This window comes from Legionella worsleiensis (assembly GCF_001467535.1).
GTDB classification, from domain to species: domain Bacteria; phylum Pseudomonadota; class Gammaproteobacteria; order Legionellales; family Legionellaceae; genus Legionella; species Legionella worsleiensis.
Genome location: NZ_LNZC01000027.1, coordinates 294,948 through 309,784, shown reverse-complemented (window position 1 = coordinate 309,784; position 14,837 = coordinate 294,948). Strand labels below are relative to the sequence as shown.

The window sequence follows — 14,837 nt, the reverse complement described above, 5'->3', positions numbered from 1 at the left end:
TGCTTATCCTTTAACAGGTTTGTGAGTATTCTCTAAAGTCCGTTTATCAATGCATTCCAGAAGTTTGATTCTTCTGGCATCTGAATTAATTATTTTAAATTCAAAGTCATCTATGTTAATCACTTCACCACGAGTAGGCAAATAACCAAAATTATTCATGACGATACCGCCAATGGTGTCATAAGTTTCATCGCTAAAATGAGCGTGAAGCTGCTCATTGAACTCCTCTATAGGCGTATGGGCTTTGATAATGTAGCACTGATCATCATGTGCTTTGATGTACGCATCTTCGTCTATATCAAACTCATCTTCAATATCACCAATAATTTGCTCAATAATGTCTTCAATAGTAACAAATCCTGATATTTCACCATATTCATCAACGACAATAGCCATGTGATTACGGTTACTCCGAAATTCACTAAGCAGACTGTCAAGCCTTCTACTCTCTGGAACAAAGGTTACATGGCGACAAATATCAAGCAGATCAAAGGTTTCATTGTGTTCCATTTGATATCTTAATAAATCTTTCGCATGCAAAATACCGACTACTTCATTAATATTTTCGCCGGTAACTGGAAATCGTGAATGGCCTGTTTGTGTGACTACCTTGATGATCTCTGCGTAATCATCGTCCTGATTAATAGAGACCATTTGATTTTTGGGTAACATAATATCTCGTACCCGCATTTTCGAAAATAAAATAGCACCCTCTATCATGGCAAGAGTTTCAGAATTAATCAGAGACCTAATCTGTGCATCCCTCAACAAACTCACTAGTTCTTCCTGATTTTGTGGCTCACCGTGTATAAAGTGTTTCAATCGAGTAAACCACGAACCGCTCTCTTCCTCTTTACTCAAGATTGTTTTCCTCAAAGTGATAAGGATTTCTATATCCTAATTCAGCCAATAATTTAATCTCAAGATCTTGCATCACTCGTGCATCATCATCTTCAATATGATCATAGCCTAATAAATGCAGGACACCGTGAATGATGATCAAGGCCCAATGTTCATGAAGTGACTTTTGCATTTGTTTGCTTTCTTCCAATAGCACTTCAGGGCAAATAATCACATCACCCAGTAATGGGCACTCTAATTTAATGGTATCGGGTAAACTACAAGGAAAAGCAAGAACATTGGTAGTTTTATTCTGTTTTCTGTAGGTATTATTCAGGTAAATCATTTCTTCTGCATCAACTAAACGGACGGTTAGTTCCGCATCATTACACTGATCTCTTAAGGCCAGACCAGCCAGTTTAATCAACTCATCTTCTGATACTGGAGGTTGCTGGTTTGTCGCATTTTGTACATCAACATGATAGGTCATTGTATTTTTCCAGAATGCTCGAGATCATAACAATCAATGATTTGAGAAACTAAAGGATGACGAACAACCTCTTTGCTGGTAAATGTGTTAATGCTAATCTCTGGAATTTTTTTAAACAGCTTGATTGCATGAGCAAGGCCTGATTCTGTACCTTTGGGCAAATCAACCTGAGTTATATCGCCAGTGATGACTGTTTTGGAACCAAATCCCATACGAGTTAAAAACATCTTCATCTGCATTACTGTTGTGTTTTGCGCTTCATCCAGGATAATAAAGGACTCATTAAGGGTGCGACCCCTCATAAAAGCTAAGGGTAAAACTTCAATAATATCGCTTTGAATTAATTTTTGGGTTTCTTTGAAACCTATCATTTCATAAAGCGCATCGTAAATTGGCCTTAAGTAGGGGAGTACTTTTTCTACCAAATCTCCGGGTAAGAATCCTAACTTTTCGCCAGCTTCTACTGCAGGTCGAACAAAAATAAGTCTTTGTACCTCACCTTTTTCAAAACATTCAATGGCCTTGGAGACTGCAAGGTAAGTTTTACCAGTACCTGCAGGCCCTACCGCAAAAGTGATGTCGCATTGATCTATGGAGTCAAGAAATGCGGCCTGTTTGTTGTTACGTGCCGAAATTGATTTACGAGATAACTTGATATGGTGAGTCATTGCTGATTGATAATCCTCATTAATTAAACTACGAAGTGTTATGATGTTGATGGGTTTTTTACTTAAGGAATAGAGTGATGTTAAAACATGCTTCAATTCTGCAAAATCAGCATTAGACTGGCTGCAAATTTGCAAAGACTGCTGTTTTAATTTAATGGTTACTTTAAAATGCTCTTCTAAAAATCGAATATTACAGTGCAAAACACCGCACAGGTTTGCCAGTTCCTGACTATTTAGTGAAGGTAATTTTACAATGTCACAATTGTATGAACTGCTCAAAGTGTGTGTTTTAAGTAACTAACCATATGTTAAGAATAGTGCAAAAAGGTCTTGTTCTGCAAGTAATTCACCGATTTTCAGGCCAAACGTATGAAAATGGGCAGTATAAAACAGAAATCATTTACTTCTTTTGATGACGTGGGGAGTTACCATTAAAAAAAGATTTTTGCCTTGTTTTGGGGTTTTTCGTTTATCCTGATGGTATAATTCGGCTTTTGAACGCTGTTAATTCTTCTTTATGATAGATCTTCATTGTCACAGTCATTTTTCTGATGGAGCATTAAGCCCTGCTGAATTAGTGCTTAAGGCTCAGCAACAGCACATTAAATGCCTTTCTCTAACCGATCACGATACAGTCGCAGGATATGCATCTTTAAATGAGGCAGCACAAAATACGGGTATTCAAATAATCAATGGCATTGAATTCAGTACTCGGTGGAAAAAATACGACATCCACATTTTGGGTTATCAAATTGCTCATACAGCAGAATTAAACGAACTGATCACCAGGCAAAATCTTAGCCGCATACAGCGTGCTGAGCAAATTGGTGATTTGCTTCGTTTGTTTGGCGTTGAGAATGCCTATGAAAAAGCATGTCAAATTGCAGGACATGAACGAGTTGGACGTCCTCATTTTGCTCAAATTCTAATAAACGAGGGTAAAACGCGAGATATGAAAACTGCTTTCAAACAGTTTCTGGGGCGAGGTAAAGCTGCTTATGTTCCTACGCCATGGATCAGTATTCAAGAGGCGGTAGATGGCATTAATCACGCAGGAGGACAAGCAGTCATAGCTCATCCTCTCAAATATGGATTGACGCGCTCAAAATTGCATGAGTTAATCAATATATTCAAGGATTCTGGTGGAAAGGGTCTTGAGGTGGTTTCAGGCGAAATGAATGTTTCTCAGATTAAAGAAATGGCTGCCGCATGTTTACGTTTTGATTTGTTGGCATCTTCTGGTTCTGATTTTCATAGCGATTCATTGTCGAGAACAAATCTTGGACGCCAGCAACAACTACCAGTAAACTGTAAACCTATATGGCACGAATGGAACATTGAACAGGGGACTTTATGAGTCAGTTTTATGCATTACATCCTGATAACCCACAGGCTCGCTTGGTAAGAAAAGCGGTTTCCATCATTGAAGATGGCGGTTTAATAGTCTATCCAACGGATTCAGGCTATGCTTTGGGCTGCAGCTTGGGTAATAAGTCGGCGTTGGAGCGAATAAGACGCTTGAGGCAGTTGGATAAAAATCACAACATGACGCTTGTTTGTCGTGATCTGTCGCAATTGGGCACTTATGCTAAAGTATCCAATTCCATTTTTAGACTTTTAAAGGCTTTTACGCCGGGTTCCTATACATTTATTCTCAATGCAACCCACGAGGTTCCTCGATTGATGCTTCATCCCAAACGAAGAACTCTTGGCCTTAGAGTCCCGGACAATACCATTACCTTGTCCTTGCTTGAGAGTTTGGAAGCCCCATTAATGAGCACCACGTTGATTTTGCCCGGAGCGCAGGCTCCTTTAAGTGAACCGGAAGCCATTAAAGATCTTTTGGGCAACCAGACTGATTTGATAATTGATGGTGGAAATTGTGGTCACGAACCAACAACTGTTGTTGATTTAACCGGCGATTATCCGGTAATTCTTAGAGAAGGAAAGGGTGATCCTGAGCCTTTCAGATAAATCGTTTTCTGTAAAAGCAGGGTGTTTTACTGCATGTGGTGTGAGTCAATTTTAGATTAAATCAGTTTTGATGGTAATTTTTTTTAAACAAAGAGGATTTTGATGTCAGCATTATTTACTTCCAATAAACGAGTCGTTTCTGGAATGCGTGTCAGTGGAAGATTGCATCTTGGGCATTATCATGGTGTGTTAAAAAACTGGATTAAATTACAACATCAATACGATTGTTTCTTCTTTGCTGCTGATTGGCATGGTTTGACTACCCAATACGAGCAAACCGATTTTATGAAAAAACACTTATGGGATATGATCATTGATTGGCTTGCCTGTGGAGTCAATCCTGGTTTATCAAAAATATTTGTGCAATCCTGGGTGCCGGAGCATGCAGAACTTCATCTGCTTTTGTCTATGATAACGCCTCTTGGTTGGTTAGAACGTGTCCCTAGTTTTAAAGACCAACAGGAAAAATTAAAAGAAAAAGATCTTTCTACCTACGGATTTTTAGGTTATCCCTTATTGCAGAGTGCTGATGTTTTATTGTACCACGCCGATTATGTTCCTGTTGGTGAGGATCAAGTAGCCCATATTGAGTTAACACGCGAAATTGCCCGTCGTTTTAATCACATTTTTGGTAAAGAGCCTAATTTTGAAGAGTTGGCTCATGAAGCGATTAAGAAAATGGGTAAAAAAAATAGCAAAATATACACTGAATTACGCCGCCAATTTCAGGAAAATGGAATACATGATGCAATAAAAACTGCGCAGGCTCTTTTGGAAGATCAATCCAATTTGTCTATAGGCGATAAAGAGCGCCTTTTGGGTTATCTGGAAGGAAGTGGGAAAATAATCTTACCCGAACCACAACCTTTACTGACCGAAATATCAAAAATGCCAGGAACCGATGGCCAAAAAATGTCAAAATCCTATCATAACACCATTATGTTACGAGAGGAGCCTGCTCAAGTAGAAAAGAAAGTGTTGACCATGCCTACAGATCCTGCACGAGTCAAGCGCACTGATCCAGGCGACCCCGACAAATGCCCCGTTTGGCAGTTTCATAAAATATATTCAAAAGAGGATGTAAAAAACTGGGTGCAAGCGGGATGTAAAACTGCAGGTATTGGCTGTATTGATTGTAAACGGCCTGTAATTGATGCCATCAATCAGGAGCTTCAGCCAATACAAGAGGCTATCGCTGATTACGAATCTGATTTGGGTTCAGTCAAACGAATTGTAACCGAGGGAAGTGAAGCTGCTCGAGAAGAAGCAGTGAAAAACCTGAATTCGGTCAGAGAAGTGATGGGGCTGGACTATTAATGAGCCTGGAGTTATCAAGTAAACCTGAAATAAAAGCCATAGTAGGTGGGGTAGAGCTCACTCAGGTTCCTGATGACTTATTTATTCCTCCAGACGCTTTGGAAGTATTGCTGGATTCGTTTAGCGGACCATTGGATTTACTGTTGTATCTTATTCGTAAACAAAATATTGATATATTGGACATTCCCATGGTGAGTATTACCCGACAGTATCTGCAATACATCCAACTCATGGAATGCAGGCGCCTTGAATTGGCTGCTGATTATTTACTTATGGCTGCTATGTTGGCAGAAATAAAATCCAGGCTCTTACTGCCTGTGTCCACTAATTCCGATGATGAGGAAGAAGAAGACCCACGCATGACTTTAGTTAGAAAATTGCAGGCTTACGAGCAAATCAAGGAAGCGGCGCAGTTGCTTGATGCTCTTCCTCGCAAAGATAGGGATAATTTTATAGTACATGTCATCCCGGATGAAATTGAAACCATCAAGGTTTATCCCGACGTCTCACTTGCTGATTTGATTGATGCCATGAAAGGTTTGCTTTTGCGAGAAGAACACATGTCGCACCACCAGATAGCACGTGAAACGATGTCTGTTCGGGAGAGAATGAGTATCGTGTTGCATAAATTACAGGAACATAAGGTTTTAGAATTGACCCACTTATTTTCCCCTGAAGAAGGGCGCATGGGATTAGTTGTTTCTTTATTGGCTATTCTTGAGCTAGCCAGGCAATCACTGATCGTCATTACTCAAAATCAGCCTTTTTCCCCCATCCATCTGCAGGCGGCTTAAGATGGAAGTAAATGAACTTAAAAATGTCATTGAAGCACTGTTGTTGAGTAGCCAGGAAGCTATGACTCCCGAGCAGTTGCAAGAAGTATTTGATGAGTGGCAAAGACCTGAGCTTTCTCAGATAAAGGACGTGATTACTTTGTTGCAAACCGATTATGCAACTCGTTCGTTTGAATTAATTCAAGTGGCTTCTGGGTATCAAATACAAACCAAATCGTTATACAGCAACTGGGTTGCACGGTTACAGATTGAAAAACCATCTAAATACTCTCGTGCCTTACTTGAAACTTTGGCAATAATTGCTTATAAGCAACCAGTAACTCGAGCAGATATAGAAGAAATTCGTGGTGTGGCAGTCAATAGCCATATTATGAAAACGTTGATGGAGAGGGAATGGATTCGCATTGCAGGTTATAAGGATGTTGCAGGGAAGCCGGCTGTATATACTACAACCAAAGAATTTTTAAATTATTTTAATTTATCTTATTTGCATGAGCTTCCAACTTTACCTGAAGTTATGGAAACAATGACTTTGCACAATGCAAACCAATCTAATGAAGAGTGTAATACTGAATGAGCAATGAACGGTTACAAAAAATATTAAGTCAGGCTGGACTTGGGTCGCGCAGGGAAATGGAGCGCTGGATAGAAAATGGCTGGGTTCAGGTTAATGGTCAGTCTGTCAAGTTAGGTGATTCAGCCGGACCTCTTGATAAAATAACGGTTAAAGGAAAACTGATTCCCAATCCACTAAAGATCAAACAAAATACGCGAATATTGCTATACCACAAGCCTGTTGGTGAAATCTCCAGCCGGCATGATCCTAAATTTGATAAAACCGTATTTGATAATTTACCTCATTTGCGTCAGGGACGTTGGGTTCAGGTCGGCCGGTTGGATCTCAATACATCAGGATTATTGATTTTTACCAATGATGGCGAATTAGCTAATAAGCTCATGCATCCCAAATACGGCTTGGAGCGAGAGTATGCCGTGAGAGTACATGGGCAAGTTAGTCCTGAGGCATTGGCTAATTTACAAAAAGGCGTTACTCTGGACGATGGGATGGCTCAGTTTACCAAAATTGAATTTCGTGGTGGTGAGGGTACTAACAGCTGGTATCATGTCACTTTAAACGAAGGGAGAAACAGAGAAGTCAGAAGACTTTGGGAATCACAGGGACTGGAAGTAAGCCGCTTGATTCGTATTCGCTATGGAATGCTTTCCATGCCCCGATTTCTTACCCGAGGGCAGACCTATGAATTAACACCGAAACAAGTGACTGAATTTATAGCCTCCTTGCCCAGTGAGTGATTAAGGGTGCTCTGATAGTAATCAGCAGAGTTCAGCCATGTCGTTAAAGATTGTCTTGATGCGCACTTAATTGATTAAATCGGGAGCTTAATTGGTTTCGCTTACTCTTACGAATTGTAATTCTGATGGTGAAGATAGTCAGGTTGCGATTAATCTTGATACGAGAATGTGCCTCTTTTCTGATAATCGAGAAATGATGCTTGCGGATTTTTTTAAGTGTTCCGATTTCAGTCATCCTCTTTTATCAGAGCCTTTTACTCCCTCAAGAGATTCTGTTTATCATTATGAATACAGTTGTGTTGAAGAGTTATTTTATTCTGCTATTTTTGTCTACAAAACGTTGCTTCACACAGAGCATCCTCATTTATGTGTTTTTAAAATAAATCCATCCGTGAATTATGCGCAGCAAAAAATCCCTGATACCCTGAATATTTCAATAAATGAGGAGCATTCTGCAACTGAGTCTATTACAATTCCACAGTTAAATAGAATGATCAGTGCCTTTCTTAAAGCCCCTTTTAATTATTCAGACGACTTAATTATTGATGATACCTTTACAATGGTCGATCTTCCCTCATTAGTAAACGGTGATGCGCTTTATTTTCTTCACGATTCTTTTGATGCATTTTTTAAAAATCCAGCAGATCTTTCCCGCTTGGAATTACGTTATATTAGCCCCGTGGTAGGATTTGGTGTGTTTTGTAAACAACCAATAAAACAAGATGACTTTATTGGCATTTATGCTGGAGTAAAACACGTTCGATTACCGACTTTTTTAAGTTATGCATTCAAACCTGATGATGACTGTCTGAACATGATTCTTGACGCACGGTATTATGGAAATATCACTCGGTTTATTAATCATGCTCCAAATCCTGATGCAAACGCATCGTCACGATCATCTGTACACCTTTTTGCAAATTCAAAGCACTGGATTCACACGGTAAACGGAATATCCTTTATTGTGTGTAAGGCAACACGGGATATTATACCTGGTGAGCAACTCCTTGTAGATTATGGGCCTTTGTACTTTCATAAATCAGCACCAGTGACATTCAAAAAATACAGAAAAAACAGGTATTGTTATGGAACCATGGCCATAAAAAAAAGAATGCATCTGCGAGTAATGGCTGAAAATGGTGTTTTAAAAGCGCAAAGGTATCTGCAACTGAGAATGATGCTGATCATCCTGGTGATAAGTGTGCTGATGGGTGGCTTGCATCTGATGTCTCCCTAATCTCTTTATTCCTGCTTGAAGATTAAAAAACTTATATTTCTTCGTTAAGAGGCGTATATTTTTCAAGCCAATCCGTAAGAAAGCGCTCGGTTTCTTCAATCACCTTAACTGCTTGGCTATAAAGTTGAGCGAATAACTGATCCTCACCTGATTTTCGATAACGCTCAACATATTGGCAGGCAAATTTCATACGTGTTGTACCAAGATACATAGCACCACTCTTGATTTTATGAGCAATGCGTTCAACTAAAGAGTAATCCTGTTCTTGAAAAGCCGTTTTGATATGTTCCAAATCTTCAGGTATTTGTTTTAACGCCATTAAAGTAACTAACTCGAGTAAAATGGATTCGTTACCGCAATTTTTAATGGCTTGTTCTTTATCGAATAAAGGAAACTGATTTAACTCGAATAACTCGTTATCACTGTTCGGTAAATCCCGTCTCGCTTTGTTGAATTGCTGCATGGGTTATCTATTATTCAGGGTAATTCCTTTGATTATATCCTGAACTGAATGTTTTGTGCGTAATAATGCAATAATTTAACGCATTTTTCTTTTCTGAATAAAATTAGATGATAGTTCCAGATTAAATAAAAAACAAACCATGTTTAATGCTCATGCTTTAGGAACAGTCGAGTTGGTAGGTATTTAGGCGGAGCAGCTTAATAAAAGCCACCCTAACTTCGGTGGCTTAAACGTTTGATTTGCGATTAGCGCATTAATTTTAAGTACAGTCAGTTTCCAAAAGACCGCTTACTACGTTTTTCTCGCTATTGCTCCAATGAATCATTGCCTGGCCGGATTTTTCAGTAGGTCTGAATGATGCGGGATTAACACGTTCTAAAAATTCTGGATTAGCAAACAAGGCAACAGCAATACGATGTTTTAATAATCTGTATTGACCGTTTGAGTAAATTAAAGAAATTGCTCCATCTTCTGTAATGCTTGCACCTACTACAATTCCCGAACTATAACCGTTCCTCTCGGCTAGTTGAACATTATAAGGACTGGCGTATTGGGTGCTTGTTTTAAAATCTATTTTAAGCTGTTTCATGCCGTACGGTGTTGGCCATGGAACATGATTTAACCCTTCTTGTGTACTTAGCAATCCTGATGTATTGAAGCTCAACGTTCCCATATCTCGCTCTACGTCATCAATAAAGACACGAATTTGCCAGGAATTTGCGGTAATTCTGGCTGATTTAATGGTTAATACATGGCTACTGGATAAAGAATCATAGATCGTTAAGGAGTGTCTGTACTCATCAGTATCCGTAAGCAATGCGGGGAAATTAATTATAAAATGAATTTTACTGGTTGCTTTGGCCGGTAGATTTTTTGTTGGGATTTTTAATTTTTGGAGTTGGTTCGTATCTGGTTTTTTTGTTATTGCCAGCAAATAATTGTTATCATTGATGCGAAAATAGTTGTTTTTGTCCAAGTACATTTGACCTACACGAGTAAACAGCAGTTCTCCCTTTTTTTTATTAGGAGATACAACAAAATAGCCTCCATTCGATAAGGCAAGATCGAAGGGGTTATTTGTGATTGATATAGGGCATTGATAAAAAATAACCGGTTCTGAAGTTAAGTTAAAAAGAGTGCTCGCATATAGGGGCGTTACAAAAAGCAGCGCAACAGAAATTAGAATAGTTTTAATACGCATTTTAAATCCTTTTAAAAGTTTGGAAAATACTTCTTCAAAAACATTGTATTTCTATTCTTTTAGTCAAGTAAATAAATAAGACTTCGATAATCGAATAAAAGCGGTTTAGCAAGAAAGCGGGCTGAATGAATTGAGTGTGACGAATCTGGAATTACGAGGTTTTTCATAACATACAGGGAGAGAAGACAGAATTTTACAAATCACTGAATAAAATTTATTGAACTACCCTCATCCCCAACCCTTCTCCCTCAAGGGAGAAGGGTGTATTTTATAGGAAAACCGATGGATGGTGACAAAACACAGTAATGATCATAAAAATAATTTCCCAGGTTGCCCTATCTCCCGTATAAAAAAAACGGAGTGTATACCAGGTACACGAGCATTTTTTTAGGCGGGAGAAGGGAACTATTTAACCGGGACGGAGCTGCTCTGATTGTGTTTGTGTATTATCATGCTCTGCCTTCTGATCGTTTCGAACAAATAACTCTTTGGAGCCAGAAGCAGGTGGCTGCGGTTTAGACATCGCTTTGGATGCGTTGCAGGGGAGGCTACCAAGCATCATTCCAGTAGATGAATTTGCCAAGCGTTCCTCTGATTTTTTTTGCTGGTTTTTGCCATTAGCTTCATCACAAATCCAGGGTATCATCATAACAAGCAACACGGGTAATGGGGCTGCAAAAATAATCGATCCACCAGACAGTATAAATGCGCATGATAGAGCTATTATTGATAAGAAAGCAAAGGCAAATACCGAGCCATTGGTTAATAATTCTGATTTTTTCTTAGGCTGATATTTGGGCATATCCTCTGCAATTGCATGCATGTTATTAGGAACTGTTTTAGTTTTTTGTGCCTCAGGCTGGCGCAGCCAATTTTTAAAAACATTGGGATCTGGAATGATGCGTTCACCATCACAATCAAAAAGGGATATCGTTTCATTTGTTTCAGGAAAGATTAAATCATTAAAAACTCTGTCTTTATTTGATGAAATGGCATTTTGTATGAGCGCCTTTTTGATGTCTAAATCATCATCGGTATCGACATTAATCTCACTACTCCATTCCTGGTCAATCGCCTCCTGATTTTCGTTGTATTCCGCAATGAATTGAGTAAGTAGTGTGCCGGTTATTTCAAAGTGAATGCTGTCCAGCACTAATTTGTCTATACGTCTTATTTGGGTATCACGAGTGTCATTACGAGTAAAATCTCCAAAAAAATGAACAATGCGGCTCTCATTTTTTGTCCCGATAAACTCATTTATTTTACTATGATAGTCTAAAAACAGATCTTGAAGCTCAAAGTCTGTAATGCTTGTTTTATCATAGCGAGCAGCCAGGCAATCTTTAAATTTTGTTACACTGGATAATCTGTCCAGAAATAGGCGTTTATATTCTTTATCAAGCAAGTCTTTACTGGCAAAAATAGATGGCATTTGAAAATCCTAAAAAAATACACAAGCAAACGAACAACTGACCGATTTTAATTTAAACGTTCCGGTTCATATTAACTCACTTTGTGTTTGTTTGGCAAGGAGGTTATTGCACAGATCTTTTTTTGTTATGGAGTGTTCATATTGTTTTGAGTTGCTTTGGATCAAATAGCCATATCCCAGGTTTGACTTTTTGATATTACAAAAGAAGTTCCATAAGCATATTTCTCTATTTATTCCCTCTCCATAATCACGAAAAGTGTTTATGGAGAGAGGAGACGATTACAGATAGATGAAAATCTAGGTTAAGGAGTTAGATTGTGTTGGCGTATTCTCTTCATCTACATTGTGGGAGATCGGAACAAATAACCCTTTATATCCAGCGGTAGGTGGCAGTGCTTGGGGTTCTGTTTTGGGTGCGACCGAGGAGGAGGGGAGGTTGTCTAATATCATTTCAGTGGAAGAGGAAGTGACGTGTTCCTTTGAGTTTGCTTGCTCCTTATTTCCAATAATTATTCTACAAATCAAAAATGTCGTTAAACCTACTGCCGCAACAGCCGCTGCGGTAAGCAATAAAGGTAAAGCAACGCTCCATCCTATGGGTCCTAATAACAATGAGGGCCAATACATAATAGTGGCGATTAAACAACTGAATACTGTTACAGCGCTTAAATAAGCAACTGGCTCCCATTCAAAAAATAATTTTTTGCCCGGCTTGGGAAGCCAATTTTTAAAAACAGTACGGTTTGGGTTGATGCATCTCCCGTCAAAATCAAAAAGAGAGATACAGTCCCCATCAGAAAAAACCAGGTCTTGAAAAACTCTGTCTTTATACAAGGTAATTGCCTTTAGTATGATTGCCATATTAGACGTAGAATCACCCGCTGAATCGCTTTGAATCTCATCACTCCATTCTTTATCAATTGCATCCTGGTTTTGGTAATATTCTTTAATGAACTGAGTAAGAATAATGGCTGTTATTTCAGCGTGGACGCTGTCCAATACTAATCGGTCTATAAGTCTAATTTGAGCGTCGCGAGGGTGGCTATGCTCTGAGTCTCCAAAAAAACGAATAGGGCTTTCCTCATTTTTTTGGGCTAAAAATTCGCTTATTTTGCTTGGCTGATTGAGAAATAGTTCTTTTAGTTGTTTTTCTGTAATTATGATCTTAAAACGAGCAGACAGGTAATTTTTAAATTTTGTCGCAATGTATAATCTGTTCAGGAATAAGCGTTTGTACTTTTTATCAAGTAACTCTTTACTGGAAAAAACAGATGGCATATCAAAATCCTCAAAAAGACTGGATCCAGGCAAGTGGACACCCGAACGACTCAAAATAAATCGATCGGGTTAATTTTAACTCATTTTGTGTGTATTTAGCAAGTGAGCGACAGGCTCTGGGGCCACTGTCTTTAAATCATCCCATTTTGACCATAACAATGCTTTATAATCGGTGTTGGCCATAGTCGTCATAAAATAGTCTATTGCCTGTTTGAATCCTGTGTAGCTGCTGCGATCCAGACTTCGGGTTTCAACACTGATTTTTAAATCCCTCAGGGCGATTTGTTGATTACCGTCAGGTCTTGATGCTGATGAAAAAAGGGAAAAGGGTGATGAAATTAGAGAATAGCCCATTGAAAAGGCACTTGATAAATAGTGTGAACTCTCGTGAGCTCTCTCTGTTTCTTTGGGCCAGGCTATCATAAATTCAGTGGGGCATAGGGGCGCCATTAATTGAATCATTTTTTGAATATCCGGGTTCAGTAACTTTGCGGTATTATCCAGATGATCGTCGTATTTTGGATTGCCATTTTTTAAGCACCAGTTATAAAGTTTTTCCATTTCAATCAGTTGATTGCCGAAATCAGAAACACTGTAACGTTCCAGAATAAAACCGGCAATACCGAAATACAGACATGCGGACAAGATAGGATTAATAAAATCAGGTATGGGTAAAAATAGGGCGATTATACAAGAACTTCCCCAAGCTTTTAGGCCATTACTTAAAGCCTGGTAAACATACATCAAATTCACATTGTATTCAAAATCATCGATGTATCCTTTTAGTTGACGCATTTGCTCCGCATTATTGATATCAAAATGACCTGAAATTAGTGAGTTCAATCGTTCTTTTTGCTTATCCCTCTCCACTTTAAGTGCGGCCATTCCTTCAACATTTAATTTACCCACAACACTCTCCTTGATTTAAATATCATTTTTTTACTTTACACATCGATCTGAACTAAAGCATTTCCAGTTTACGATTATTGCGCATAATAGTAATGATGTGTCTCAACAGATAAGGCTATAAAACATATTTGTATCTGTTGATAAAACGTATTAAATCATTGCCTGGGTCAGGATACAAAATATTTTTAGTACAAAAGCGATAAACTTTTTTAGAACAAATTGATAATTTGAAACCATATTTCAGCCAATAATTATAGAGCCATGGCTTGGTTCCCATCACTTTTTACGGCAGTTTTTTAGCAGTTTAGGGGCTGGTAGACTTTACCGGATACGCAAGATATAATGGCTTAATATTAAACTATCTGCTTTTATTGGGGCATGCCGTGACGTTTGAAGAAATTAAGTACGAAGTTCGACTAACTGCCACACAAATAAATGACTATCTTAACCTGGCTAAAAAAAATCCATCACAAGCATCAGAATGGCTTGCATCCCTTAACCTGAATCAAGAGACTTTCTTGGTATCATTAATCAATTCAGGATACGCATCCTATCTTCCGCAAGTACTTAATCAGGCAGAAATCTGCGTCAGCGCCAAGGTACTCATAAGCGCATGCAAAAAAGGACAGGGTACTTATTTGCCTGCTTTATGCAAAAAAGCGGAAATAACAAGGCCAGATGATGCAGAAGCTGTTTTAGTCGCTGTACTTGACTCAGGTTTAGGTTCTTATCTGCCGCAACTGTTAAATATCAGAGGGATGTGCGTCAGTGCCAAAGTACTCATAACCGCATGCCAAAAGAGACAGGGTACTTATCTGTCTTCTTTATGTAAAAATGCAGAAGTAACAAGCCCAGATGATGCTGAAGCTGTTTTAGTCGCTGTACTTGACTCAGGTTTAGGTTCTTATCTGCCGCAACTA

General features: G+C 38.7%; 16 protein-coding genes. 8 read left to right on the top strand and 8 right to left on the bottom strand.

Going from position 1 to position 14,837, the window contains the following annotated elements:
* Positions 1-3: 3 nt before the first annotated feature.
* Genes Lwor_RS10915 through Lwor_RS10905 form a run of 3 tightly spaced genes read right to left on the bottom strand, consistent with a single transcriptional unit; the run spans position 4 to position 2,133 of the window.
* The gene (locus tag Lwor_RS10915; protein ID WP_058493905.1) at positions 4-861 is read right to left on the bottom strand and encodes an HlyC/CorC family transporter; all 858 of its coding nucleotides are present in this window, start codon (positions 859-861) and stop codon (positions 4-6) included.
* The gene (gene ybeY, locus Lwor_RS10910) at positions 854-1,330 is read right to left on the bottom strand and encodes an rRNA maturation RNase YbeY (RefSeq protein ID WP_058493904.1); all 477 of its coding nucleotides are present in this window, start codon (positions 1,328-1,330) and stop codon (positions 854-856) included. Before ybeY ends, Lwor_RS10915 begins: the two co-directional genes overlap by 8 nt.
* Positions 1,327-2,133, bottom strand: coding sequence for a PhoH family protein (locus tag Lwor_RS10905; protein WP_162262305.1), 807 nt, complete (start codon positions 2,131-2,133; stop codon positions 1,327-1,329). The genes ybeY and Lwor_RS10905 overlap by 4 nt, the downstream gene beginning before the upstream one ends.
* Positions 2,134-2,515: 382 nt before the next feature.
* On the opposite strand from Lwor_RS10905, the gene Lwor_RS10900 reads away from it, so the two are divergent.
* The 7 genes from Lwor_RS10900 to Lwor_RS10870 all read left to right on the top strand — a co-directional run bounded on the left by Lwor_RS10900 (position 2,516) and on the right by Lwor_RS10870 (position 8,634).
* Positions 2,516-3,355 (top strand): PHP domain-containing protein, encoded by an 840-nt coding sequence (locus Lwor_RS10900; protein WP_058493902.1) that lies wholly within the window; start codon positions 2,516-2,518, stop codon positions 3,353-3,355.
* On the top strand, positions 3,352-3,972 hold the full coding sequence (locus tag Lwor_RS10895) for an L-threonylcarbamoyladenylate synthase (protein ID WP_058493901.1): 621 nt from the start codon (positions 3,352-3,354) through the stop codon (positions 3,970-3,972). The genes Lwor_RS10900 and Lwor_RS10895 overlap by 4 nt, the downstream gene beginning before the upstream one ends.
* 102 nt (positions 3,973-4,074) lie before the next feature.
* The gene (locus tag Lwor_RS10890; protein ID WP_058493900.1) at positions 4,075-5,289 is read left to right on the top strand and encodes a tryptophan--tRNA ligase; all 1,215 of its coding nucleotides are present in this window, start codon (positions 4,075-4,077) and stop codon (positions 5,287-5,289) included.
* Positions 5,289-6,083, top strand: a complete 795-nt coding sequence (locus tag Lwor_RS10885) for a segregation and condensation protein A (RefSeq protein ID WP_058493899.1) — start codon at positions 5,289-5,291, stop codon at positions 6,081-6,083. The genes Lwor_RS10890 and Lwor_RS10885 overlap by 1 nt, the downstream gene beginning before the upstream one ends.
* A 1-nt stretch (position 6,084) precedes the next feature.
* Positions 6,085-6,660 (top strand): SMC-Scp complex subunit ScpB, encoded by a 576-nt coding sequence (scpB, locus tag Lwor_RS10880; protein WP_058493898.1) that lies wholly within the window; start codon positions 6,085-6,087, stop codon positions 6,658-6,660.
* A complete protein-coding gene (gene rluB, locus Lwor_RS10875; protein ID WP_058493897.1) occupies positions 6,657-7,397 on the top strand; it encodes a 23S rRNA pseudouridine(2605) synthase RluB in 741 nt (246 codons plus the stop codon). The genes scpB and rluB overlap by 4 nt, the downstream gene beginning before the upstream one ends.
* 91 nt (positions 7,398-7,488) lie before the next feature.
* Positions 7,489-8,634, top strand: coding sequence for an SET domain-containing protein-lysine N-methyltransferase (locus tag Lwor_RS10870; protein WP_147279882.1), 1,146 nt, complete (start codon positions 7,489-7,491; stop codon positions 8,632-8,634).
* 31 nt (positions 8,635-8,665) lie between these two features.
* Here the strand turns inward: Lwor_RS10870 and Lwor_RS10865 are convergent, their stop codons facing one another.
* The 5 genes from Lwor_RS10865 to Lwor_RS10845 all read right to left on the bottom strand — a co-directional run bounded on the left by Lwor_RS10865 (position 8,666) and on the right by Lwor_RS10845 (position 13,917).
* Positions 8,666-9,097, bottom strand: a complete 432-nt coding sequence (locus Lwor_RS10865; RefSeq protein ID WP_058493895.1) for an Hpt domain-containing protein — start codon at positions 9,095-9,097, stop codon at positions 8,666-8,668.
* A gap of 259 nt (positions 9,098-9,356) precedes the next feature.
* Positions 9,357-10,298 (bottom strand): flagellar hook-basal body complex protein, encoded by a 942-nt coding sequence (locus tag Lwor_RS10860; RefSeq protein WP_058493894.1) that lies wholly within the window; start codon positions 10,296-10,298, stop codon positions 9,357-9,359.
* 409 nt (positions 10,299-10,707) lie between these two features.
* The gene (locus tag Lwor_RS10855) at positions 10,708-11,730 is read right to left on the bottom strand and encodes a hypothetical protein (RefSeq protein WP_058493893.1); all 1,023 of its coding nucleotides are present in this window, start codon (positions 11,728-11,730) and stop codon (positions 10,708-10,710) included.
* Between the two features lie 297 nt (positions 11,731-12,027).
* Positions 12,028-13,008, bottom strand: a complete 981-nt coding sequence (locus Lwor_RS10850; protein WP_058493892.1) for a hypothetical protein — start codon at positions 13,006-13,008, stop codon at positions 12,028-12,030.
* Positions 13,009-13,083: 75 nt separating this feature from the next.
* Positions 13,084-13,917: a hypothetical protein gene (locus Lwor_RS10845; RefSeq protein ID WP_058493891.1), complete on the bottom strand. Its 834-nt coding sequence runs from the start codon at positions 13,915-13,917 to the stop codon at positions 13,084-13,086.
* 383 nt (positions 13,918-14,300) lie between these two features.
* Here Lwor_RS10845 and Lwor_RS13970 point away from each other — a divergent pair.
* Positions 14,301-14,837, top strand: a 537-nt coding sequence (locus Lwor_RS13970; protein ID WP_193786618.1) for a hypothetical protein, incomplete at its 3' end; no start/stop codon positions are given.

Bases quoted from the DNA above. Each gene is read 5' to 3' on its own strand.
- Lwor_RS10895 (WP_058493901.1), top strand. From the start codon at position 3,352: ATGAGTCAGTTTTATGCATTACATCCTGATAACCCACAGGCTCGCTTG.
- Lwor_RS10860 (WP_058493894.1), bottom strand. From the start codon at position 10,298: ATGCGTATTAAAACTATTCTAATTTCTGTTGCGCTGCTTTTTGTAACG.
- scpB (WP_058493898.1), top strand. From the start codon at position 6,085: ATGGAAGTAAATGAACTTAAAAATGTCATTGAAGCACTGTTGTTGAGT.
- Lwor_RS10885 (WP_058493899.1), top strand. From the start codon at position 5,289: ATGAGCCTGGAGTTATCAAGTAAACCTGAAATAAAAGCCATAGTAGGT.
- Lwor_RS10850 (WP_058493892.1), bottom strand. From the start codon at position 13,008: ATGCCATCTGTTTTTTCCAGTAAAGAGTTACTTGATAAAAAGTACAAA.
- Lwor_RS10900 (WP_058493902.1), top strand. From the start codon at position 2,516: ATGATAGATCTTCATTGTCACAGTCATTTTTCTGATGGAGCATTAAGC.
- Lwor_RS10865 (WP_058493895.1), bottom strand. From the start codon at position 9,097: ATGCAGCAATTCAACAAAGCGAGACGGGATTTACCGAACAGTGATAAC.
- rluB (WP_058493897.1), top strand. From the start codon at position 6,657: ATGAGCAATGAACGGTTACAAAAAATATTAAGTCAGGCTGGACTTGGG.
- ybeY (WP_058493904.1), bottom strand. From the start codon at position 1,330: ATGACCTATCATGTTGATGTACAAAATGCGACAAACCAGCAACCTCCA.
- Lwor_RS10855 (WP_058493893.1), bottom strand. From the start codon at position 11,730: ATGCCATCTATTTTTGCCAGTAAAGACTTGCTTGATAAAGAATATAAA.
- Lwor_RS10890 (WP_058493900.1), top strand. From the start codon at position 4,075: ATGTCAGCATTATTTACTTCCAATAAACGAGTCGTTTCTGGAATGCGT.